The organism is Saccharothrix sp. BKS2 (genome assembly GCF_047689505.1).
Classification (GTDB): Bacteria; Actinomycetota; Actinomycetes; order Mycobacteriales; family Pseudonocardiaceae; genus Actinosynnema; species Actinosynnema lopnurensis.
Map to the genome: position 1 here is coordinate 401,920 of NZ_JAUQOL010000003.1, position 21,819 is coordinate 423,738.

The following is a 21,819-nucleotide window of genomic DNA, read 5'->3' on the forward strand; positions in this document are numbered from 1 at the left end:
GTGAACGTCGATACCCCCGATCGGAGGTATCGACGTTCACGCCCTTCTCGTGTCAGCCGACGTTCAGGGTCAGCCCGTAGTAGGACAGCGCGTCGCTCAGCGGCTGGAAGTACGAGGACTTCCCGCTCTGGGCGCCACCGTTGAAGGTGCACCGCTGGTTGGTCGGGCCGCCCGAGGTCATGCCCTGCGCCTGGTTGCCGGAGATGTAGGCGCCGCCGCTGTCGCCGCCCATCGTGCAGACGGTCGACTTGCCCAGCCCGCGAACCACGGTCGAGGGACCGCCGTTCGGGTCCGTGTAGGTGACGGTCTGGTTGTAGCCGGTGATCGAACCGCAGGTCCAGCCGGTCGTGGCGCCGGACTTGCAGATCGACGCGCCGACCGCACCCCTCGCGCCGCCCTTCACCGGGACCAGGCCGGCGGCGCCCCAGGTGCCCACCTGGGTGGGGATCGAGTTGCCCGCGTCGAGCCGGGCCACGCCCATGTCGACGCTGTCGGAGCCCAGCGCGTACCGGCTGCCCGCGCCCCTGGCGAACCGCACGCCGTCGTAGTACAGGGAGGCGTTGCCCGCGACGCAGTGCCCGGCGCTGACCAGGTACTGCGCGCCGCTGCTCGACCGCGCGCCGAAGCCGACCGAGCAGTAGCCCGAGCCACCGTTGATCGTCATCTTGCTGCCCGGGTAGACCGCCGCCTGCGCGGAGAGCGTCTGCGGCACCTCCTCCACGCGCACCTTCGAGCCGTGCTCGGCCGCCGCCGCCAGGAACGCCCTGGCCGGCGGCCTGGTGCGGTCGACGACCTGGATCGTCACGACGTCCGCCGCCACGTCCACGCCCCACGAGGCGACACCGGCGGGCGCCTGCCGGGCCGCGAGCCGGTCGAGGTGGGCCTGCACCTCGTTCAGCGCGGCCTCGCCGCGGGCCGGCGTGCGGGCGGTGAGACCGGCCGCGCGCACCTCGGCCGCGGCCGCCCGGTCGGCGTTGACGGTCAGCGTGCCGGACCGGTCGAAGAACGCGCCGTCGACCCGCACGCCCCGGGCCGCGAGGCCGTCCAGGCGGCGCTGCTGGTCGGCTTCGCGGTCCAGTCGCCGCACCGCGGCCGACTCGTCGACGCCCAGCGTGCGCGCCAGGGCGGTGACCATCTCGGGCTGGTACTCCGACGCGGCGGGCGCCGCCGACGCGGTGCCGGAGAACAGGGTCGTGGAAACGAGGCAGGACAGGGCCACGACACCCATCAATCGGTTTCGGGACACTACGACACCTTTCAACACCGGGGCGCACCAGCAGGGAGACGGAACGCGCGGAACACGGCACGCGCATTCGGTCAATGGCTTGTCCCCGGTCAGCGAAGTTCATCGCCGCAAGCAGGAAGTCTGCCCCACCTCGAACAGGTGAACAACGACCCGCTTTCAACAAAACTCCCGGCCGTCCCTTGAAATGATCGACAGGAATTCCGGAGCCACTTTATCGGTCAATTACCGGGTGGCGCGGGGAACCAGCGCACGGCACGGTGCAGCTGACCACGTGGCAGACCGGCGGCCCGCTCACCGGCACGACCTCGCAGACGGTCGGGGTGGCCAACCCCAACCTCGACTGCCTGCTCAACGGCCTGTCCGGGCTCGCCGTGCCGCTCGGTCGGACGACGTTCCCCTGACGGCGGCGGTCGGGGTCGGGGTTGCCGGGTCGGGGTTGCGGGCGGAGGGGGACGGGCCGGGTTGCGAGCCTAGTTACCCGGCGGGTTGCAGGACGGCGGCCAGCTGCTCCGGCCCCTGCCCGGCCGCCGGGATGAGCACGGCGCTGTCCAGGCCCGCGGCGAACAGCTCGTCCAGCCGCGCCCTGGCGTCGTCGGGGGTGCCGACCACCGCGAGCCGCCGCACCCACTCCTCGGGCAACCGACGCGCGAACTCCTCGCGGCTGCCGCACTCCCGGCGCAGCGCCGCGAACTCCCCGGCGAACGGCAGCGGGGCCAGGTGCGGGGCCCAGTCGGGTTCGCCGATCCACGCCAGCCCGTCCCGCACGGCGTCGACCGCCACCGCCCGATCGGGGTGGACGGCGGCCGCGTTGTAGCCCACGAGCCGGTGGGGACCCGGCGCGCCGATGCGCCCGAGCGCGGCGCGCACGTACTCCGGGGTGGTCGGCTCGGCCAGGACCGTGCCGTCCGCCAGCCGGCCGGACAGGGCCAGCGACCTCGGGCCGCGCACCCCGGCCAGCACCGGCGGCACCTGCTCGGGCAGGCACGCGTCCTCCAGCCGGACGCCGTCCAGCGCGACGTACTCGCCCGGCCGCGCGGCTTCCCCGCGCAGCAGTCCCCGCACCGCGCGCAGGTACTCCTCCAGCAGCGTCAGGGGACTGGCGGGCCACTCCCCCACCGACCGCATCCACGCCGGCATCCCGTGCCCGATGCCCACGTCCACCCGGCCGGGGAACAGCCGGGCCAGTGTCGCCACCTCCATGGCGGCGAACGCGGCGTTGCGCGCGCCCACGGGCAGCAGGCCGATGCCGACCCGGATGCGCCCGGTCACCGCCAGCACGGCCGCCGCCTGGGCGATCCCGCCGTGGAAGCCGAGGTCCTCCACCACCCACAGCTCGTCGAACCCGAGTTCGTCGGCGCGGCGCGCGTAGGGCAGCACCCGGGAGCCGTCGAGGTCGCGGGGCAGCACGAGCCCGATCGATCCGGCACGAGACACGGCGGCTCCCCTCGGTTGACCCGGGCATGATCATAACCGCGGGCCGGGCGGGTCGACCGGAACGCCGAACTCGCGCGCCCCGGCCGGTGGTGCCGCGGTACCGGCCGAGGAAGTAGCCGTCGGGCGGCGTGCCGGGGTGCACGGCCAGGGGAACACCTGCACTATCGGGTCATGCGCAGCTCACTTCTCGACCACGCGGAGCGATCGGTCGAGCCCGGCAGCTTCCAGCTCCAGAACGACCGGATGCTCAAGGTCGACCTCACCGGCACCGGCGGCTTCTTCTTCGCCAAGCAGGGGTCGATGGTCGCCTACCAGGGCGACGTCGACTTCGCCTACGAGGGCAGCGGCGGCCTCGGCAAGCTGTTCAAGAAAGCCCTCACGGGCGAGGGCATGTCGCTGATGAAGGTGTCGGGCAGCGGGGACGTCTTCCTCGCCCAGGACGCGGACGAGGTGTTCATCGTCCACCTGGAGGACGAGGGCGTGACCGTCAACGGCAAGAACGTGCTCGCGTTCGAGAGCACCCTCAAGTGGGACATCAACCGCGTCGAGGGCGCGTCGATGCTCAGCGGCGGCCTGTTCAACACGACGTTCACCGGCACCGGGTCGCTCGCCGTCACCGCGTACGGGACGCCGGTCGTGCTGAACGTGGACGTGCCGACGTTCGTCGACATGCAGTCCTCGGTCCTGTGGTCCACCTCGTTGCAGTCCTCGATCCGGCGGACGGCGAAGCTCGCCGCGGCCATCGGGCGGGGCTCGGGCGAGGCGTACCAGCTCGCGCTGTCCGGGCACGGGATCGTCGTCGTGCAGGCTTCGGAGGGCCACCCGACGCCGCAGACCCAGTGACGGCCGCGCCGCGGGGGCGGTCGGAACCGCCCCCGCGCCGCGACCGGGGTCAGCGCGGTCAGAGCGGGATGTAGACGCCGAAGTCGCGGTTGGCGGTGCGGAAGTCCTGGAAGCCGATCCGCGCGCCCGCCGCCCGGGTCACGGTGCCCTTGGCGATGACGCCGCCCGACGACGAGGGGCCGTACACGGGGCCGCCGCTGTCGCCGGGCCGCGCGGAGGGCTGGCCGTTCATCTGCTCGCCCTCCACGAGGTCCTCGCGGTCGGCGTAGAAGAAGAGGACCTTGATGTTGCACACCGGCGCGCCGGTGGTGCGGGCGCTGGTCACCCCCGACTGGCAGAGGTACTCGCCGGTGTAGACGTCGCCCCAGCCGCGGACGACCTCGGTCGAGTTGCTGTCCCCGCCGCCCACGTACTGCTGGTTCACCACGTTGCCCGTGGGGATCAGCATGATGTCGTGGTCGCCGTGCTTGGCGCCCGCCGTGCCGATGTACTCGCCGGTGGGGTCGGTGACGCGCACGCCGGGGTTGCCGCAGTGGCCCGCGGTGAGCAGGAACCGGGCGTTGTCGCCGTTGCGGACGGAGAACCCGGAGGTGCAGGCCGCGTTGCCCAGCACGATGGTCGCCCCGCCCTTCCACGGCGGCGCGTCGTTCTGCCGGGACACCGGGGCCAGCGGCTCCTCCACCACGGTGCGCACCGGCACGTCCACGCGCACGGCGCGGGTGGCGACCTCGGAGGTGGCGCCCAGGACCAGGCCGCTGCCGTCGGCGGGCACCTTGATCGCGTGCACGCCGGGTCCGCGCTGCGCCTGGACGACCTTCGCGGCCTCGCGCAGCTCGGCGTTGGAGTGGCGGGCGGCCTCGAAGGTCACCGGGGCCTCGCCCCGGGACGCGGCGTCGCGGACGGCGGCGGGCACGTCGCCCTTCCACCACAGCGCGACGTGGTCGTCCTCCAGCACCAGGCCGGCGAACCCGGCGTGCCCGCCGCGCAGCACCTCGGCCTGGACGGTGTCGGCGGTGCGCACCAGCGGCTGCTGGGCGAGCATCCGGTCCCAGTCGGTGACCGGACCGGCGGCGGCGGGCAGGGCGGCGGTGGTCAGGGCTGCCGCGCTCAGGGCCGCCGTGGCGATGGCCGCGGCGGCCGTCGCGGTGATCGTGCGTGCTGTCCTCACGAGTGGAACTCCTCTTCGCGACAGGGTGGACAGCGGCGGCGTCACCCCAGGTTATGGTCTGGACCAAACACCTGTCACTGACACGATCGGACAGAAGCGCACGGAGTCGAACAGGTCCCCGAGCCCGCGCTGACCGGGCTCGGGGACCTGGGCTCACCCGCTCCCGGTCAGGACAGGGTGAAGTGGTCGACGTCGAACAGCCCGCCCGAGCCCGTGCCGGTGAACACCAGGAACACCGGTCCGGTCCCGCTGCCGGTCAACGTCGTCGACACGTCCGCGAACCGGTCGAAACCACCCGTGTTGGCGACCGCGACCGAGCCCAGCAGCGTGCCCGTCTGCGACCCGGCGCGCACCTCGATCCGCCCGCCCGCGTTGCCCGACGACACGCGCGCGGTGAACTGGCGCTTGCCCGAGGCGGCGGTCTGCCCGTAGCCCGCCCAGTCGCCGCCGTCGATGTAGCCGACCGTCTGGCCGCCGCTGGCCGTGCCGTGCGACGCGACCTGCACGCCGGACGACGAGGTGTACGCCTCGCCCTCCACCCGCGTGGACGGCTGCTGCGGGCGGCAGTCCGCCTGCACCAGGCCCGCCGCGTACCGGATGCCGCCGAGCAGGTGGGTCCGGAACGCCTGGTCGGCGTAGGACTCGGTGGTGTGCCCGAGCCCGGTGTAGAACGAGCGGCCCGACGCCTGCGCGCGGCACCACGAGACGGGGTGGTCACCGCCCATGTTGCCGCCGCTGTAGCTGGCCTCGTCCAGGTTGGCCAGCACCCGGGACGTGGCGCGCGGGTTGGTGCGGAAGTTGTACCACTCGTCCGTGCGGTTCCACGCGGTCGGCAGGTGGGCGGTCGCCGGGTGCGCGCGGTCCTCCGGCCGCACGGTGGCCGGCTGGATGTTCGGGTGCGAGTGGAAGTACGCGCCCACCAGCTGGCCGTAGTACGGCCAGTCGTACTCGGTGTCCGCCGCCGCGTGCACGCCGACGTAACCGCCGCCACCGTCCACGTAGGACTGGAACGCCGACTGCTGCGCGTCGTTGAGCACGTCGCCGGTCGTGTTGAGGAACACCACCGCCGCGTACCGCGCCAGGTTCGCCGCCGTGAACGCGGCCGCGTCCTCGGTCGCGGTGACCGTGAACCCGTTGGCCGCGCCCAGCTCGCGGATCGCCTGGGTGCCCGCCGGGATGGCGTCGTGGCGGAAGCCCGCGGTCTTGCTGAACACCAGCACCTCCGTCGCCGGCGGCGGGGTGGTGCCGGTGGCGAAGGTGAACGCGTCCAGGTCGAGCAGGTTGCCCTGCCCCGTCACGCCCTTGAACACGAAGACCAGCGCCGTGGTGCCGGTCGGCGCGTTCGACAGGTTCGCCGAGACTTCCACGAACGTGTCCCAGTCGCCGGTGTTCGGCACGGTGAGGGTGCCGAGCAGCGAGCCGGTCGCCGACCCCGCGCGCACCTCGATCGTGCCGCCGGGCCCACCGGAGGACACCCGGGCCGTCACCGACCGGGCGTTGCCCAGGCGGTAGGGCTGGAACGAGATCCAGTCGCCGTTGTCGGTGAACCCGACGGTGCGGCCGCCCTGCGCGCCGCCGTGGTTGGCGGGCTCGACGCCCGACTGGGCGGCGTAGTGCTCGGCCTGCCGGTGCCGCGGTTGCAGGACGCTGACCGCGTGCGAGGTCAGGCCCGCGTTGTCGGTGTACTCCGCGTCGAAGACGCCGTAGATGTTGGCCGCGGCGTCGTGCTCACCGTCGACCGGCACGGTGATCTGCCCGGAGCAGCCAGTGGCCTGGGTGATCTGGTGCCGGTGGCTGTCGTGGCCGAGCAGGTAGGTGACCTTCACCCGCGAGCAGTTCACCGGCCCGTCCTCGGGATCGGTGACGGTGACCTGGAACGGCACGGTGTCGCCGAAGGAGAACAGCGTGCCGTCACCGGGTGTGCCCAGGGTGATGGTCGGGGCGGTGTTGCCCGCGGTGACCAGGACGCTCGCCGTGCCGGTGAGGCCCTGCGGGTCGGTGACGGTCAGCGTCGGCGAGTAGTTGCCCGCCCTGCTGTAGGTGTGCGTCGGGTTGGCCTCGGTCGAGGTCGCGCCGTCGCCGAAGGTCCACCGGTAGGACAGCGCGCCGCCCTCCGGGTCGGAGCTGCCGGCGGAGGAGAACCGGACGGTCAGCGGCACCGGGCCCGAGGTCCGGTCGGCCGCCGCCTTGGCGACGGGGTTGCGCGGCGCGTTGCCCTTGTAGTCGATGCGGTAGATGGCCTGGTTGCCCTCGCCGGTGCCGTAGTCGAGCACGTAGAGCGAGCCGTCGGGGCCGAACTGCATGTCCATGACCTGCGTGCCGTCCCACGGGAAGTCCTCGATCACCCCCGGTGAGCCGTTCGCGTTCACGCCGATCGCCTTGATCCACTGGCGGCCGTACTCGCCCGCGAAGTAGCGGCCGTCCAGCGACTGCGGGAACTTCGTCGGCGAGTTCAGGTTCGGGTCGTAGCGGTAGACCGGGCCGCCCATCGGCGACTCCGAGCCGCCGCCGAACTCCGGCGGCGAGCCCGCGTCACCGGAGTACCTGATCCACGCGGGCTGCGCCGGGGGCAGCGTGGCCAGGCCGGTGTTGCGCGGCGAGGAGTTGGTCACGCCGGAGCCGCACTGGTAGCGGGCGCCGGAGGGGCCGCTGGGGAAGGCGAAGCGGACGTAGGTCTCGTCGGTGGTGTTCGTGCCGGTGCAGTAGGGCCAGCCGAAGTTGCCCGGCGCGGTGATCCGGTTGAACTCCACCTGCCCGCTCGGGCCCCGGCTCGCGTTCGTCACGCCCGCGTCCGGCCCGTAGTCACCCAGGTAGACGTGCCCGGTGGGCTTGTCGACGCTCATCCGGAACGGGTTGCGGAAGCCCATGGCGTAGATCTCGGGCCGGGTGCGCGCGGTGCCCGGCGCGAACATGTTGCCGGCCGGGACGGTGTAGGTCCCGTCGGCCTGCGGCCTGATCCGCAGCACCTTGCCGCGCAGGTCGTTCGTGTTGCCCGAGGAGCGCTGGGCGTCGAACTGCGGGTTGCGGTTCGTGCGCTCGTCGGTCGGGGTGTAGCCGTCGGACACGAACGGGTTCGTGTCGTCGCCCGTGGTCAGGTACAGGTTGCCCTGGGCGTCGAAGTCGATGTCACCGCCCACGTGGCAGCACTGGCCCCGGTCGTTGGGCACGCGCAGCACGATCTTCTCGCTCGCGAGGTCCAGGGTGTTGTCCGGGCGCAGGGTGAACCGCGACAGGTACAGCTCGCCGCGCCACGCGGCGAACGTCGCTTCGGTGCCCTCGGTCGGCGCGTCGCCGTCCGGGGTGGAGAGCCGGGGCGAGTAGTACAGGTACAGCCACCTGTTCGAGGCGAAGTTCGGGTCGGCCGCGACGCCCTGCAACCCCTCCTCGTCGTGGGTGTAGACGTTCAGCTTCCCCGCCACGGACGTGGTGTTGCCGGCGGCGTTGGTCACGCGGACCGTGCCGTCGCGGGCGGTGTGCACCACGGACCGGTCCGGCAGGACCGCCAGGGACATCGCCTCGCCGAGCTTCGCGGCGCCCGCCGCGAGCTGCACGTGCTGGTAGTCGCCGGGCGGGATGGCCGCCACGGCGGTGCTCTGGGGGACGACGAGCAGGGACGCGGTCAGCAGCACCGCGCCGATCGCCCGTGCCCACACCGTTGGGGACTGGGACATCGCAGGGTTCCTCTCGTTGGCGGATCAGCCGCACAGGTCCATCGGGAGCACGCCCGTCCCGGCGACCACCGCGGTCACCCGGTGGACGGCCAGCGGCGAGCCCGAGGCCAGGCGGAAGTCGGCGCGCTCGTTCTGGCGGTGCGCCAGCGCCGCGTCGGACACGGTGAACGTGGCGGTCTTCCAGGTGCCGGTACCGGTGTTGGTGACGCTGCCCGCGTGCTGGTAGGCGCCGCCGTCGCGGGAGTCGTACTGGAGGCCCCACGAGTAGGCGCCCTCGTCGAGGTAGTCGACCGCGAAGGTGGTCGGGAACCGGCCGTCCGAGGCGATCCGCTGGTCCACCGAGAAGTACATGTGCAGGCCGCCGGGCACGCGCTCGACCATCCGGCGCGCCTCCCGCCCGCCGACCACGACCGGCGTGGTGACGCCGTCGCCGCCGCTCTCGATGTGGGTGATGCCCCTGGCCTGGTTCGTCGCGCCCAGGACGCCGCACACGCGGGCGGCGGGACCGGCGCCGACCACGGCGACCGGCACCGAGACCGGGGACAGCGCCACGGTCGAGGTCAGCGTGATCGGGATGCCCGTGAAGCCCTGCACCACGCCCTCCTCCGCCCGCAGCGACACGCGGGCGGAGGCCACGCCGTCCACGACCGGCGCGGTGCCCTCGGCCGGGGTCACGGTCACCCCGGCCGGCGGGGTGGCCCGCCACGACACCGACGGCACGGTCACCGGCGACGCCGGTTCCGCGCCCACGCCGACCGCGAACGACAGCGTGGCCTCGGAGGTCGAGCCGACGGCGACCGAGGGCCGCGCGGGCGCGCTGGTCAGCTCCACCGGGGTCACGGCGGGCGGGAACCTCGGCTCGCCGGCCGGGAACGACGGCGGTCGCGCGTCCGGGGCCGTGCCCCACGAGCGGTCCGGCTGCCCGGTCAGGCCGAACGCGAGCGAGGTGCCCGTGCGGCCGCCCGGTCCGTCGCCGAGCAGCGCCGACCCCGGCAGCCAGGTGCGCTGCGTCGCCGCGCCGTCCACCGCCAGGCCGCGCACGTACGTGCCGCTGCCGGTTGAGGTGATCGTGGTGCGGTGACCGGGCAGGTCGACGCGGACCCGGGGGAACAGCGGCGAGGTCACGGTCAGCACGTCCGTGCCCGGGGTCGCCGGGTACAGGCCGATGGCCGACCACGCGTACCAGGAGCTGAGCGCGCCCAGGTCGTCGTTGCCCGGCTCGCCGCCGGGCGTGTTGGCGTACCGGGTCTCCAGGGTCCGGCGCACGACCTCCTGGGTGCGCCACGGCGCGCCCGCGTAGTTGTAGAGGTAGGGCACGTGCATGTTGACCTCGTTGCCCGCCCAGTAGAACGGGTTGTTGGGCCCGGCGTTGTCCTGCGTGAAGAACCGGTCCAGCCGACTGATCGCCCGCGCGTCGCCGCCGACCGCGTCCAGCAGGGTGCGGACGTCGTGCGGCACCAGCCACAGGTACTGGGCGGCGTTGCCCTCCTGGAAGCCGGACTGGCCGAACACGCCGAGGCCGGTGGTTAGCGGGTTGCCCGCCGGGAACGCGCCGGTCGCGTCGCGCGGTTGCAGGAAGCCGGAGCCGCGGTTGAACAGGGTGGTCCAGTTCCGGGAGCGGTCCAGGAAGGTGCGGGCGGTGGCCTGGTCGCCCAGCGCGGCGGCGAACCGGGAGATGCCGAAGTCCGCCAACGCGTACTCCAGCGTGGCCGACGCGCCGTTGGGCACGTGGGAGATGTCGAACGCCCTGGTGTTGTGCACGTAGCCGTCGCGCAGGTACTCGGCCAGGCCGGGCCGCTGCTCGTACCAGCCCTGCCCCAGCTCGGCCGGGGTCGGAACCCGCGTCGCGCCCTTGACCATCGCGGCCAGCGCGGCGCGGGTGTCGAAGTCGCGGGCGCCGAACGCGTGGGCCGAGGAGAGGAGCGCCGCGGCGGCGTCGCCGTTCATCACGCCCGTGTAGGCGTTGGCCACCGGCCACTTCGGCAGCCAGCCGCCCTCGGCCGCCATGTCCACCAGCGACTGCATCATGGCGCTGGTCTCGGCGGGCGCCAGGACGGCTTGCAGCTGGACCAGGCTGCGGTAGGTGTCCCAGCCGGAGAAGTTGGTGTAGTGCACGCGGTCCGAGGTGTGCACGCGCTGGTCGAAGCCGGTGTACTGGCCGTTGACGTCGCTGGACACGTTGGGGTGCAGCAGGGAGTGGTACAGAGCGGTGTAGAACTGCGCCTGCTGGTCGTGCGTGCCGCCGCCGACCTGGATCTTCGACAGCAGCCGGTGCCAGGCGGCGCGGGTCTGCCGGGCGACGGCGTCGACGTCCCAGCCGGGCGCCTCGGCCCGCAGGTTCGCCAGCGCGTTGGCCTGGCTGACGTAGCTGATCGCGACCTTCAGGCCGACCTGGCGCTGCTGCCGGGTGTCGAAGGTGACCCACGCGCCGCCGCGCGGGTGGTCCACGGCCGTGCCGCCGGGGGTGAGCACGTCGTCCTGCCACGTGCCGGTGGCGGCGAACGGCCGGTCGAAGACGGCGGCGAAGTGCACGGTGGAGGTGTTGCGCTGCTCGCAGAACCGGCCGCCGGAGATGGTGCCCGCGAGCTGGTCCGGGCCGGTGACGCGGACCCGCACGGCGGTGTTGGCCACCTGCGAGGAGCCCGCCTTGAACAGCAGGTTCGCCCGGTCGGTGGCGGGGAACTCGAACCGGCCGACGCCGGTGCGGGTGGTCGCGGCGACCCGGGTGGTGATCGCGCCGCCGGTGCCCGCGTCGCCGAGCCTGGTCTCGAACAGGCCGGGGCTCGCCCGCTCGTCGGCGTGGCTGAACGGCAGGGTGGCCCGCGCGGGCGAGCCGGTGACCGCGCCGACGGTCGGCAGGATCGGCAGGTCGCCCTGGACCGGGCAGCCGACGCCGGACAGGTGCGTGACGCTCAGGCCGAGGGTGGCCGCGTCGCGGTGGTCGTAGCCGCCGCCGGCGGGCCTGGAGGTGGTCTCGGGGCTCCAGCTGAGCATCCCGAACGGCGCGGCGGCGCCGGGGAAGGTGTTGACCGACCCGACGTGCTCGCCGCCGCTGCCGGTGCCGATGAAGTGGTTGACGAGGCTCGTCGGGTCGGTGACCAGCGGTGGTGGCTGGGCCTGTGCGGGTGCGGTGGCGGTCGTCGCGGACGCGGCGAGCACCACCGCGAGGACGGCGGACAGGCGCGGCCTTCGCGGGCTCATGACAGGGCCCTCCCAGGGGTGACAACGTTGTCGGAACGCGTCCGCCACCCGGTCGGGTACGGGAGCGCGCGTTGGCGGGTGGGTGGTCGGCGGTGGGGGTCGGCCGCAGGGGTCGCGGTCGAGGGGTGGGGCGCGGGGGTTGAGGGCGGGTCCGGCGGCGAGGTCGGCGGAGGTGGGTGGTCGGCGGCGGGGAGTCGGCGACGGGGGCCGACCGCAGGGGTCGCGGGCGGGGGTCGGCGGCGGGGGCGGGTTCGGCGGCGGCGGGGTCAGGGGGCGAGGGTCAGGGGCGGTGGGGCGGATCGGATGGCGCGGCGGTCGGGTGTTCCGGTGGCAGGGGTTCAGGGTCGGCGGGGCGGGTGGTCCGGCAGCGGTTCAGGGTCGGCGGGGCGGGTGGTGCAGGGAGAGGAGCAGGTCGCGGACCGCCGTGGCGGGCAGGCGGCCGCCGCGCTCCACCGCCTCGGGGGCGTGCGGCGCGGAGCAGAGCAGCACGGGCCCGTCCTCGGGCCGGTCGGGCAACCGACCGTGGCTGCCGCGCACCGGGGACGGGTCCAGGGGCACGGTCTTCATGGCGTAGCGCAGCCCGACCTTCTTGCGCACCAGGTTGAGGCCCGCCCTGGCCTTGACCAGGCGGTCGGCCGGGTCGAAGAACAGCTCGGCCGGGTCGTAGCCGGGTTTGCGGTGGATCTCGACGCCGCGGGCGAAGTCGGGGGCGCGGTCGTCGTCGAGCCAGTAGTAGTAGGTGAACCAGGCGTCCGGCTCGGCGACGGCGACGAGTTCGCCGGCGCGCTCGTGGTCCAGGCCGAACCGGGCCTGGGCGTCCCGGTCGAGGACCTCGTCCACCCCGGCCAGCTCCGCCACCACCGCCCGGGTCCTGGCCAGGTCCGCCGGGTCGCGGACGTAGACGTGCGCGACCTGGTGGTCGGCCACCGCGAACGCCCGCGAGGTCCAGGGGTCGAGGTACTCCATCCCGGCCTGGGCGTGGACCTCCAGCAGCCCGGCGCGGCGCAGGGCGCGGTTCACGTCGACCGGGCGGCGGGCCGGGGTGATGCCGTACTCGGACAGCGCCACCACGGTCGCCCCCGCTTCGTGGGCGTCCACCAGCAGCGGCGCCACGGCGCGGTCCACGTCGCGGGCCGCCTGGACGGCCTGCGGCGAGTCCGGCCCGAAGCGCTGGAGGTCGTAGTCCAGGTGCGGGACGTAGACCAGCAGCAGGTCGGGCCGGTCCGAGGCCAGCACCCGGCGGGCCGCGCCCACGATCCACTCGCTGGAGCGCAGCGCGGCCGTCGGTCCCCAGTACTGGAACAGCGGGAACTCGCCCAGCTCCGCCACCAGGTCGTCGTGCAGGGCGGGCGGCCGGACGTAGGCGTCGGGCGACTTGCGGCCGTCGGCGTGGTAGATCGGGCGCGGGGTGACGGTGATGTCCGTGCTCGCGCCCATGGCGTACCACCAGCAGATGTTCGCCGACCGGTGGCCGGGGTCGGCGCGGCGGGCGGTCTCCCACAGCTTCTCGCCCTGGACGAGCCGGTTGTGCTGCCGCCACAGGTGGACCTCGCCCAGGTCGCGGAAGTACCAGCCGTTGCCGACGATCCCGTGCCGGGCGGGGGTCAGCCCGGTCAGGAACGTCGACTGGACCGAGCACGTCACGGCCGGCAGCACGGTGCCCAGCTCGGCCCGGAAGCCCCGCTCCCCCACCGCGCGCAGGTTCGGCATGTGCGGCAGCAGCGCGGGCGTCAGGCCCACCACGTCGATCACGACCAGCGTCACGCCGGCACCTCCAGGTTCTTCGCGGCCCAGCGCAGCTCCGCCGCGATGCCGGCGGCCAGCTCGTCGGCGGAGTCGGCGGTCGGACCGTCGGGCAGCACGGACCAGGTGTAGGTCTCCACCTCGACGTCCGGGGTGTGGCCGACCTCGCGGACCGCCGCCACCGCCTGCCGCAGCACGTCGGTGGTGGAGCGCAGCGGCGCGGGCGGGTCGGCGTGCAGCGGGACGTGGAAGTGCACCCGCCACGGCCCGTCGGTGGGCAGCGCGGTGAACGCCTCGGGCAGGTCGTCGGCCCGGTGCACGCCGCCGCGCGCGAAGGCGCGCACCTGGTGCAGGTAGCGGGGTTCGGCGAACGGCCCGAGCACGGTGGCCGCGTCGATCGGGTCGATCAGCTCCAGCGCCGCCGACGCCTGCACCTTGACCACGCGCAGCCCGGCCCGGTCGATCGACCGCACCGCACCGGCCGGGTCGGCGAACGACACCGCCAGGTGGCAGGTGTCCAGGCACAGCCCGATGAACTCCGGGTCCACCCGCCCGCCCAGCAGCCGCACCGCGTCGGCCACGTCGTCCACCACGCAGCCGGGCTCGGGTTCCACCGCCAGCCGCACCACGCGGCCGGTGCGGTCGGCCAGCGCCCGCAGGCCGGCCGCCGCCTCCTCCAGGCGCGCCAGGGCGGCGGCGTGGTCGGCCGGGAACCACGGGTGCCGCCACGCCAGCGGCAGCGTGGAGATGCTGCCCGCCCCGCCCTCCGGGAGCAGGTCGGCCAGCACCGCCGCGCAGTCGAGCGTGTACTCCAGCCGCGCCGAGGTGGTCCAGTCCGGGTGGTAGACGCGGTGCTTGACCACCTCCTGGTGGAAGCCGCCGTACGGGAAGGCGTTGAGGGTGCGCACGACCAGGCCGCGCGCGTCGAGGGCGGCGCGCAGCTCCGCGCGGCGCGGCGCGTCCCCGGCGAGCTCGCGGGCCACGGGCGCGGACAGCCACAGACCCAGGCCCAGTTCCGCGCCGAGGTGCTCGCGCACCGGCACGGCGTAGCGGTCGAGCTGGGCCAGCACGCCGGCCAGGTCCTCGGCCGGGTGCACGTTGGTGCAGTAGGACAGGGTCACGACCCACCCCGCAGGATCGAGTTGCCCGCGAACGTCCCCGACGCCCCGGGCTCACCCGACGTCCCCGGCTCCTCCGGTTCGTCGAGCACCAGTCGCCCGCTCTGCCCGTAGAAGGCCACCGGGTTGTGCCACAGCACCCGGTCCACGTCGGGCTGCCCGAACCCGGCGGCCAGCATGGCGAGCCCGGTGAGGTGGGTCTTGAGCGGGTCGGAGCGGCCCCAGTCGGCGGCCGAGTTGACCAGGACCCGGTCGGTGCCGTGCTCGCGCAGGATCGCGACCATGCGCTCCTCGTCCATCTTGGTGTCCGGGTAGATGGAGAACCCCATCCAGCACCCGGCGTCCGCGACCATCCCGACGGTCATCTCGTTCAGGTGGTCCACCACCACCCGCTCGGGAGGCAGGCCGGATTCGCGCACCACGTCCAGCGTCCGGCGGGTGCCCGCCGCCTTGTCCCGGTGCGGGGTGTGCACGAGCACCGGGAGCCCGTGCTCGACGGCCAGCTCCAGCTGCCGGGCGAACGCGTCGTCCTCCTCGGGCGTCATGGAGTCGTAGCCGACCTCGCCGACCGCCACCACGCCGTCCTTGGCCAGGTAGCGGGGCAGCACGTCGAGCACCTCGGCGCACCGGGGGTCGTTGGCCTCCTTGGGGTTCAGCGCCAGCGCGCAGTGGTGCCGGATGCCGAACTGCGCCGCCCGGAACCTCTCCCACCCGATCAGCGAGTCGAAGTAGTCCACGAAGGAGCCCACCGAGGTGCGCGGCTGGCCCAGCCAGAACGCGGGCTCCACCAGCGCCGCCACCCCGACCGCCGCCATCGACTCGTAGTCGTCGGTGGTCCGGGAGGTCATGTGGACGTGCGGGTCGAAGATCTTCACGGGGTCCTCCCCAGCAGGCGCAGGGCGTCGTCGGGCACGGGCCGGCCCGCGGCCTCGCGCTCGGCGGCGTAGTCGGCGGTCATGCGCAGCAGCTCGTCGTCGGCGCGGCGGTCCAGGTCGTGCACGACGGTCAGCGGCACACCGGTGAACAGGCACTTGAGCACGCCGTGCCGCCAGGTGTGCGGGTCGAGGTGGGCGGCGGCGAAGGGGCCGAGCGCGGCGGCGACCAGGCGGGTGTCGTTGGTGCGCAGCGCGTCGCGCACCAGCGGCAGGCCGATGGCCGGGTCGGTGTCCGGGGTGAGCGCCCGGAGCACGCCGCGCCGTTCCGCGTCGTCGCCGTACCGGTAGAGGTCGGGCAGCTCGGCGGCGTCCGGCAGGGCCGCGACCAGGCGGGCGCGGGCGGCGTCGTCCACCGTGCCGTGCACCAGGCCGACCGGGTCGTCGGCCCGCACCGGCCCGCGCCCCACCTCGCGGCCGACGACCGGGAACAGGGTGCGGATGGCGGTCGGGTCGGCGCGGACCCGGCGCTCGGCCCCGGTCAGCCAGTCGGGGGTGCCTGCCGCGCGCAGGGCGGCCAGGGCGCGGCGGGCCACCTCGGGCGCGGCGTGGCTGTGCCGGGGCAGCTCGACCGCGGCCAGCCCCCGGTACCCGGTGTCCTCCAGCGCGGCGAGCGTCGCGCGCAGGTCCAGCGCGCCCTCGCCGAACTCCAGGTGCTCGTGCACGCCGGGCAGCATGTCGTCCAGCTGCACGTTGACCAGCAGGTCGCCGGCCCGCCGGACGCACGCCGCCGCGTCCTCCGGTTCGACGGCCACGCAGTGCCCCACGTCGAGCGTGATGCCCAGCGCGTGCGGCTCCCCCAGTTCGGCGCGCAGCGCCAGCGCCTGGTCGAGCCGCTCCACCACGTGCCCCGGCTCGGGCTCCAGCCCCAGCCGCACCCCGGCCCGGTCGGCGAGGTCGACGACCTCGGCCACCCCGGACCGCAGCCGGGTCCACGCCCGGTCGGGCGGCACGTCCGCCGGGCGCACGCCCGCCCAGAACGACACGCAGTCCGCGCCGAGGTCGCGGGCCACGACGAGGGCCCGGCCCAGGAAGTCCACCCGCCGCTCCTGCCCGTCGGAGACCAGCGTCGGGTGGTGCTTGCGACGCGGGTCGAGCAGGTAGCGGGCGCCGGTCTCGACGACGACGCCGAGGTCCAGCTCCGCCAGCCGCCGGGCCACCGCGTCGACCCGGCGGGCCAGGTCGGGCGCGTAGGGGTCGAGGTGGTGGTGGTCGAGGGTGAGGGCGACACCCCGGTAGCCGAGGTCGGCGATGACGGCGAGCGCGTCGTCCAGCCGGTGGTTGGCGAACCCGTTGGTGCCGTACCCGAACCTGGTGCTCATGAGGGACCCACCTGCCGGCCGAAGCGCCGGGCCAGCGGCAGCGCGCACGCGACGACCAGCGCCGACCGCCACGAACCCCGCGCCGCGAGCGCCGCCTGCAACGGCACCATCCCGTGGACGCCCGCCGCCGTGGCCGCGCGCACCTCGCCGGCGCCGCCGCCGGACCGCACGACCGCGAGCTGCGCCCGGCCCACCAGCACCGCGTACACCGCCGCGCCGACCGCCGGGCGCCACCCGCGCGACCCCGCCGCGACCGCCGTGGCCGCGGTGCCCGCCAGCGCCGCCAGCGCCACCGCGGGCGACGTGCCGTGCACCTCGCCGCGCGACAGCACCGTCACGCCGAGGGTGTGCGCCGCCAGCACGGACGCCGCGGGCAGCGCGTCCCGCACGCCTCCCGGTGGCGCGCCGAGCAGCACGTCCAGCCCCCGGCACGCGGCCATGGCGAGCGGGCCCGCCGGGGTGTCCTTGAGGACCGTGTCGTAGGCCCACACCGCGCCGGCCAGCGCGGTCGCCGTGCCCAGCGACCGCCGACCGCCCGCGACCGCGGCGAGCCCGAGCCCGAGGGCGCCGAGCCCGCCCGCCACCGCCAGCGCCCGGTCGGCGCTCACCCGGCCGGACGGGACGGGGCGCTCGGGTCGCTCGACCGCGTCCAGCTCGCGGTCGGCCCAGTCGTTCAGCGCCATCCCGGACCAGTACAGCGCCGCCGACGCCAGGGGCAGCAGCAGGCGCCTGCCGCGCAGCCCGCCGGCCGCACCGGGAACCACCGCACCGGGGACCGCCGCGCCCGGCGCCGCCGTACCCGGTACGGCAGTGCCGGGTACGGCGGCGCCCGCGACGGTGTCGCCGAGCACGGTCAGCGCGGCGGGCGCGCGGACGAGGTGGAGGTAGGGGTTCACAGCTCCCCCGCCCACTCGGCCAGGACCCTGGTCTGCTCGGCGAAGCCGTGCTCGGTCGAGCCCAGGGGGTCCTTGAAGAAGAACCCGAGCTCGCCCTGCACGCCCACGCGGCCCGCCCGGTGCGCGGCGGCCAGCAGCCGGGCCAGGTCCAGCACCAGGGGCGCGGCCAGGGCCGAGTCCAGGCCGGTCCAGGTGAACTGGAGGGTCATCCGCGCGCCGAGGAAGCCCTCGAACAGCACGTGGTCCCAGGCCGTCTTCTGCTCGCCCAGCTCGGGCACGTTGTCGATGTGCAGGGGCGCGGTCACCGGGTGCCCGAGCAGCGCGGACAGGCCGGACGCCTTGGTGCGCAGCTTGCTCGACGCGTGCGCCGGGTCCTCCAGGGTCGAGCCGTCACCGCCGCCCAGCAGGTTCGTGCCCGCCCACGACCGCACCCGCAGCGCCCGCGCGGTGAACATGGGCGCGAGCACGGTCCGGACCAGGGTCTCGCCGGTCTTGCCGTCGCGGCCCGCGTACGGGACGCCGACCACGGCGGCCAGCTCCGCCAGCGCGGGCAGCGCCACGCCCGTGGACGGGGTGAAGTCCACGAACGAACAGCCCGCCTTGAACGCCGCGTAGGCCGCGAGGGAGCTGGGCGGCAGCACCGCCTCCCCCGCCGCCAGCGCCTTCTCCAGCGCCGCCGCGGACGCGTGCGCCGGGTGCGGGTCGACCGGCGGTTCGGTGGAGGCCACGTTGACCACCACGACCCGCTCCAGGTCGTGCCGCGACCGGAACGACGCCAGGTCGGCCACCAGCCGCGCCGCGACCTCCACCTGGGCGCCCTGCGGCACGTCCCGCAGGTTCGCCTGCACCTCCCGCAGCCCGGCCGAGACCGGGCCGAGCAGCTCGGCCGGGACCACACCGGCCCGCGCCAGCTGCTCGGCCCGCTTCACCAGCGGGGTGGACACCACGTCGTGCCCGCCCACCACCAGCGAGTCCCACGGCGGCAGGTCGGCGTCGAGCAGTTCGGTGACGCAACCGGTGGGCGGCACCAGGCCGGCCCGCAGCCCGAGCAGCCCGCACACCGCCGTGGTCGCCACCGATCCCCGCGCACCCACCAACCACAGACCCGTTCGTCCCATCGGCACTCCCCTGATCTGGATGTGGTCCGGCTCACAAGCCGAAAACGAGGCCGATTCTGTTTCGAGTCGACTGAATTCGGCAAGACTTCTGTCGACAATCGACAAAAGTCATGCTCGATTGGACGAAAGTCGCCTCGCGGTGACCACGGTCCGTCAACGCACCCGAATTTTTCAGGGGAGGATGTACAAGGCGTCCACCATCCCCACCGAGGTGCTTCGGTTGACGATCCGGAGGGTGTGCTGCCCCCGGCTCAGGCCGGACCGCTCCCACACCACCTGCCGGGCCTGGCGCGGCCCGTCGGCCCGCAGGTCGACGGTGGCCTGGAACGCGCCGTCGAGGTAGACGTCCACGGGTCCCATGTCGCCGTTGCGCTCCGAGTAGTAGCGCACCCCGGTGCCGGTGAAGGTGTGCTGCGCGACGGACCCGCTGGTGGTGCTGTGGTGGGTGTCGTCGTCGTAGTCGCCGTAACCCCGGTTGGTCGTGTGGTGCCAGTTGCCGTCGTAGGTCAGCCCGGTGTTGTTGACCATCGGGTTGGCCGTGCGCGACAGGCCCAGCGTGGACGCCGTGCCGCTCAACGACTTCGCGTCCTGGTTGACGTGCCCCGTCAGCCGGGTCCTGGTGTAGGAGGTGAGCGGCTTGGCCGTCCGCTCCACCACGTACGTCGTGCCCGCGGCGGTGGCCAGGTCGAACTCGCCGGCCGTCGTGGTGAGCAGGACCGCGTTGTCGGCGGCGCGGCGCACCCGCACCTGCTGACCGCCCCACGGGTTGACCACCCCGGCGGTCTTGCCGTGCAGCGACCGCAGGCCCACGTACTTGGTCTCCCCCGCCTCGCGCTCGGAGCTGACCAGGAACCCGTTCTTCGCCAGCAGGGTGAACTTCCCGGTGAAGGAGGAGTCGCCCGGGACGGCCGGGAACACCCGGATGCGGTCGTCGTAGGACTGCATCAGCGATTCGTTGACCACCGACAGGTGCACGCCCAGGTACTCGAACACGCCGTTGGTGTTGTTGGTCATGCCGTTGGGGTGGTTCTGGTACTGGCGCAGCATCTGCTTCATGCCCTGGTACGCCTGGTCGCCCAGGCCCAGCCGCGCGGCCTGGATCGCGTCGGGCGCCCACACGTTGCCGTACGGGAACGGCCGCCGGTTCCAGGTGGTGATCGCCTTCCGCTGGTCGGGGTGGCCGATGCCGGTCTGGTTGTACGGCCACACCAGCTCGACGGCCACGTTCTCGTTGTTGCGGCTCGGGGCGATCGGCGGGGTGTGCGGCAGGTAGGCGCTGCCGTCGGTCGGGTAGGCGACCAGGTTGTCCAGCAGCCGCTGCCACTGCGGACGCAGGTCGGCGTCCAGGCCGAGCTGCCGCGAGCTCTCGATCAGCACCGGGAAGAGGCTGCGCACGGCGGCCAGGTCGGTGATCGCGTTGGGCACGTTCCAGTACGTCTCGTGGGAGTTCGAGCTGACCATGTGGTACTTGCCGGTGCCGCTGTCGTAGGAGAAGCGGCTCTGGATGAACTTCGCCGTCTCCCGCATGAACGGGTACGCGGTCTGGCGCAGGTAGCCGAGGTCGTCGGTGTACCGGTACTGGAGGTACATGGCGAACGCGGCCTCGGGGCCGGTGGAGAAGATGTTCTTGGTGTAGTCGGAGTTCACCGTGCCGCGCGCGTTGCCGTCCCAGCCCATCGTCTCCGGCACCCAGGTCCCGTCCACGCCGTAGCGCGACCGCGTGAACGCCTTGAGTGCGTCGTGGTTGCGGCTGTAGGAGCGGTTGAACCCGGCGACGAGGTCCACGTGGTTCGAGGCCAGGAACGAGTGGTAGACGTCGCGCTGGTTCCAGTACCAGTAGGAGTTGCTCCACTTCGTGTTGTCGCCGGTGGCGCGGAAGACGCCGTTGATGAAGTGGAACGGGTAGTTGCCGTACCCGCCGGCCGCGATCATGTAGGTGCTGAGGTAGTAGACGTTCTCCAGGTAGTCGGCGTCGCCGCCGAGCCCGGAGTACTGCACGAACGACCTGCCCCAGAAGTCGTGCCACCAGTTGCGGTAGTTGGTCAGGGTGGTCTGGTAGCCGGTGCTCTTGACCGCGTTGAGCGCGGTGCGCGCCTGCCGCACCGAGTCGCGGTCCGGCGCGTTGATCCGGCTGCTCGCGGTGAACCAGATCGTGTAGCTGCGCGAGGGCGTGATGGTGAGGCGGACCTTGCGGCCGTCCACGACCTGCGCGGTGTGGCTCGCGCCCTCGACGGTCGCGGCGAGCGTGTAGCCGAAGCCCTGCGGGTCCGCCTGCCCCCGGCTCAGGCCCGCGCCGGAGGAGTCGGCGTAGGTCGACACGGTCTTCCAGGTGTCCAGGTTGGGCACGTCACCGCTGTTGGACAGCTGCGAGACGTCCCACAGGCCCAGTTCCAGCACCACGGACCGCACGCCGCCGCGCACGTCCTCGACGTGGACGCCCATGACCTCGGAGTTCGGCGAGCCCATCACGGTGACCGTGCGGTCGTCGTCGTACCTGGTGGTCAGCGTGCCGTCGTAGAGCGACAGGCGCTGCTGGTGGGTGGTGTAGCCGCTGTCCATGGCCGGGGTGGTGGCCAGGTTGAGCAGCCCGGCGCCGAACGCGGTCTGCTGCGAGGTGTCCACGCCCGACACCTGCATGGTCAGGCCGTCCTGCTGCCACGCCATCGCGCCGACGCGGCCGTTGCCGACGGTCAGGCCGTGCAGGTTGTTGGTGTTGGGCCGGTTGTAGACCACGTCGTGCTTGGCCAGGTAGCTCGCGAGGTCGACGTCCAGGACGCCGGTCGAGGGGTTGAACGCGGCGTCGGTCGGTGCCGCGGTCGCCGCCTCGACCGGCACGAGCGCCGCCGCGAGCAGGGCGCACGTGGTGAGGGCGCGAAGAAAGATCCTCATCGATCGTTTCCTCTCCGGGGGTTATCCAGGGATAACATCGGATGAGTAGACCGTCAACAGCGGACATCTGTTCCGGAACTTCCCGCAAAAGTGTTGAAAGATCCGATGAAACGGCACCTGCGCAGGGGTCACCAGGGGAGCGTCCCGGCAGGTCTCCCCTGGTTCGCCACGACCGCGTCACCGCGTGGCGGCCCGATCACCGGTGGCGGTGCCGGTCGGTGCCGGGACGACGTCCCGG

14 protein-coding genes are annotated in these 21,819 nt (G+C 73.6%); 2 read left to right on the forward strand and 12 right to left on the reverse strand.

The genetic code is table 11. The features are described 5' to 3' along the window. Window positions 1-52: 52 nt before the first annotated feature. Window positions 53-1,246, reverse strand: a complete 1,194-nt coding sequence (locus Q5530_RS07380; protein WP_415361488.1) for a S1 family peptidase — start codon at window positions 1,244-1,246, stop codon at window positions 53-55. Between the two features lie 257 nt (window positions 1,247-1,503). Here Q5530_RS07380 and Q5530_RS07385 point away from each other — a divergent pair, with 257 nt between their 5' ends. Then, window positions 1,504-1,647 (forward strand): hypothetical protein, encoded by a 144-nt coding sequence (locus Q5530_RS07385; protein WP_415361489.1) that lies wholly within the window; start codon window positions 1,504-1,506, stop codon window positions 1,645-1,647. A 73-nt stretch (window positions 1,648-1,720) separates the two neighbouring features. On the opposite strand, the gene Q5530_RS07390 is transcribed toward Q5530_RS07385, so the two are convergent. Then, complete coding sequence (locus tag Q5530_RS07390) at window positions 1,721-2,680, reverse strand: LLM class flavin-dependent oxidoreductase (RefSeq protein ID WP_415361490.1); 960 nt, start codon at window positions 2,678-2,680, stop codon at window positions 1,721-1,723. Window positions 2,681-2,851: 171 nt separating this feature from the next. On the opposite strand from Q5530_RS07390, the gene Q5530_RS07395 reads away from it, so the two are divergent. Then, on the forward strand, window positions 2,852-3,523 hold the full coding sequence (locus tag Q5530_RS07395) for an AIM24 family protein (protein ID WP_415361491.1): 672 nt from the start codon (window positions 2,852-2,854) through the stop codon (window positions 3,521-3,523). Window positions 3,524-3,581: 58 nt separating this feature from the next. On the opposite strand, the gene Q5530_RS07400 is transcribed toward Q5530_RS07395, so the two are convergent. From Q5530_RS07400 to Q5530_RS07445, 10 genes are all read right to left on the reverse strand, one after another. Then, entirely contained in the window at window positions 3,582-4,691 is a 1,110-nt protein-coding gene (locus Q5530_RS07400) for a hypothetical protein (RefSeq protein ID WP_415361492.1), read from the reverse strand. 167 nt (window positions 4,692-4,858) lie between these two features. Then, window positions 4,859-8,362, reverse strand: coding sequence for a ThuA domain-containing protein (locus Q5530_RS07405; RefSeq protein ID WP_415361493.1), 3,504 nt, complete (start codon window positions 8,360-8,362; stop codon window positions 4,859-4,861). A gap of 24 nt (window positions 8,363-8,386) precedes the next feature. Then, window positions 8,387-11,563, reverse strand: coding sequence for a GH92 family glycosyl hydrolase (locus tag Q5530_RS07410; protein WP_415361494.1), 3,177 nt, complete (start codon window positions 11,561-11,563; stop codon window positions 8,387-8,389). 372 nt (window positions 11,564-11,935) lie between these two features. Continuing rightward, entirely contained in the window at window positions 11,936-13,321 is a 1,386-nt protein-coding gene (locus tag Q5530_RS07415; RefSeq protein WP_415361684.1) for an alkaline phosphatase family protein, read from the reverse strand. A gap of 2 nt (window positions 13,322-13,323) precedes the next feature. Then, a complete protein-coding gene (eboE, locus tag Q5530_RS07420; protein WP_415361495.1) occupies window positions 13,324-14,427 on the reverse strand; it encodes a metabolite traffic protein EboE in 1,104 nt (367 codons plus the stop codon). Beyond that, on the reverse strand, window positions 14,424-15,299 hold the full coding sequence (locus Q5530_RS07425) for a TatD family hydrolase (RefSeq protein WP_415361496.1): 876 nt from the start codon (window positions 15,297-15,299) through the stop codon (window positions 14,424-14,426). Before Q5530_RS07425 ends, eboE begins: the two co-directional genes overlap by 4 nt. After that, window positions 15,296-16,678: an EboA domain-containing protein gene (locus tag Q5530_RS07430; RefSeq protein WP_415361497.1), complete on the reverse strand. Its 1,383-nt coding sequence runs from the start codon at window positions 16,676-16,678 to the stop codon at window positions 15,296-15,298. Before Q5530_RS07430 ends, Q5530_RS07425 begins: the two co-directional genes overlap by 4 nt. Continuing rightward, window positions 16,675-17,574, reverse strand: coding sequence for an SCO3242 family prenyltransferase (locus Q5530_RS07435; RefSeq protein ID WP_415361498.1), 900 nt, complete (start codon window positions 17,572-17,574; stop codon window positions 16,675-16,677). Before Q5530_RS07435 ends, Q5530_RS07430 begins: the two co-directional genes overlap by 4 nt. After that, the gene (locus Q5530_RS07440) at window positions 17,571-18,692 is read right to left on the reverse strand and encodes an inositol-3-phosphate synthase (protein ID WP_415361499.1); all 1,122 of its coding nucleotides are present in this window, start codon (window positions 18,690-18,692) and stop codon (window positions 17,571-17,573) included. The genes Q5530_RS07435 and Q5530_RS07440 overlap by 4 nt, the downstream gene beginning before the upstream one ends. A 171-nt stretch (window positions 18,693-18,863) precedes the next feature. Beyond that, window positions 18,864-21,581: a glycosyl hydrolase family 95 catalytic domain-containing protein gene (locus tag Q5530_RS07445; protein ID WP_415361500.1), complete on the reverse strand. Its 2,718-nt coding sequence runs from the start codon at window positions 21,579-21,581 to the stop codon at window positions 18,864-18,866. Window positions 21,582-21,819: the final 238 nt, after the last annotated feature.

Excerpts from the sequence above, each read along its gene's own strand:
- Q5530_RS07430 (WP_415361497.1), bottom strand. The coding sequence starts at position 16,678 with ATGAGCACCAGGTTCGGGTACGGCACCAACGGGTTCGCCAACCACCGG.
- Q5530_RS07395 (WP_415361491.1), top strand. The coding sequence starts at position 2,852 with ATGCGCAGCTCACTTCTCGACCACGCGGAGCGATCGGTCGAGCCCGGC.
- Q5530_RS07440 (WP_415361499.1), bottom strand. The coding sequence starts at position 18,692 with ATGGGACGAACGGGTCTGTGGTTGGTGGGTGCGCGGGGATCGGTGGCG.
- Q5530_RS07405 (WP_415361493.1), bottom strand. The coding sequence starts at position 8,362 with ATGTCCCAGTCCCCAACGGTGTGGGCACGGGCGATCGGCGCGGTGCTG.
- Q5530_RS07410 (WP_415361494.1), bottom strand. The coding sequence starts at position 11,563 with ATGAGCCCGCGAAGGCCGCGCCTGTCCGCCGTCCTCGCGGTGGTGCTC.
- Q5530_RS07445 (WP_415361500.1), bottom strand. The coding sequence starts at position 21,581 with ATGAGGATCTTTCTTCGCGCCCTCACCACGTGCGCCCTGCTCGCGGCG.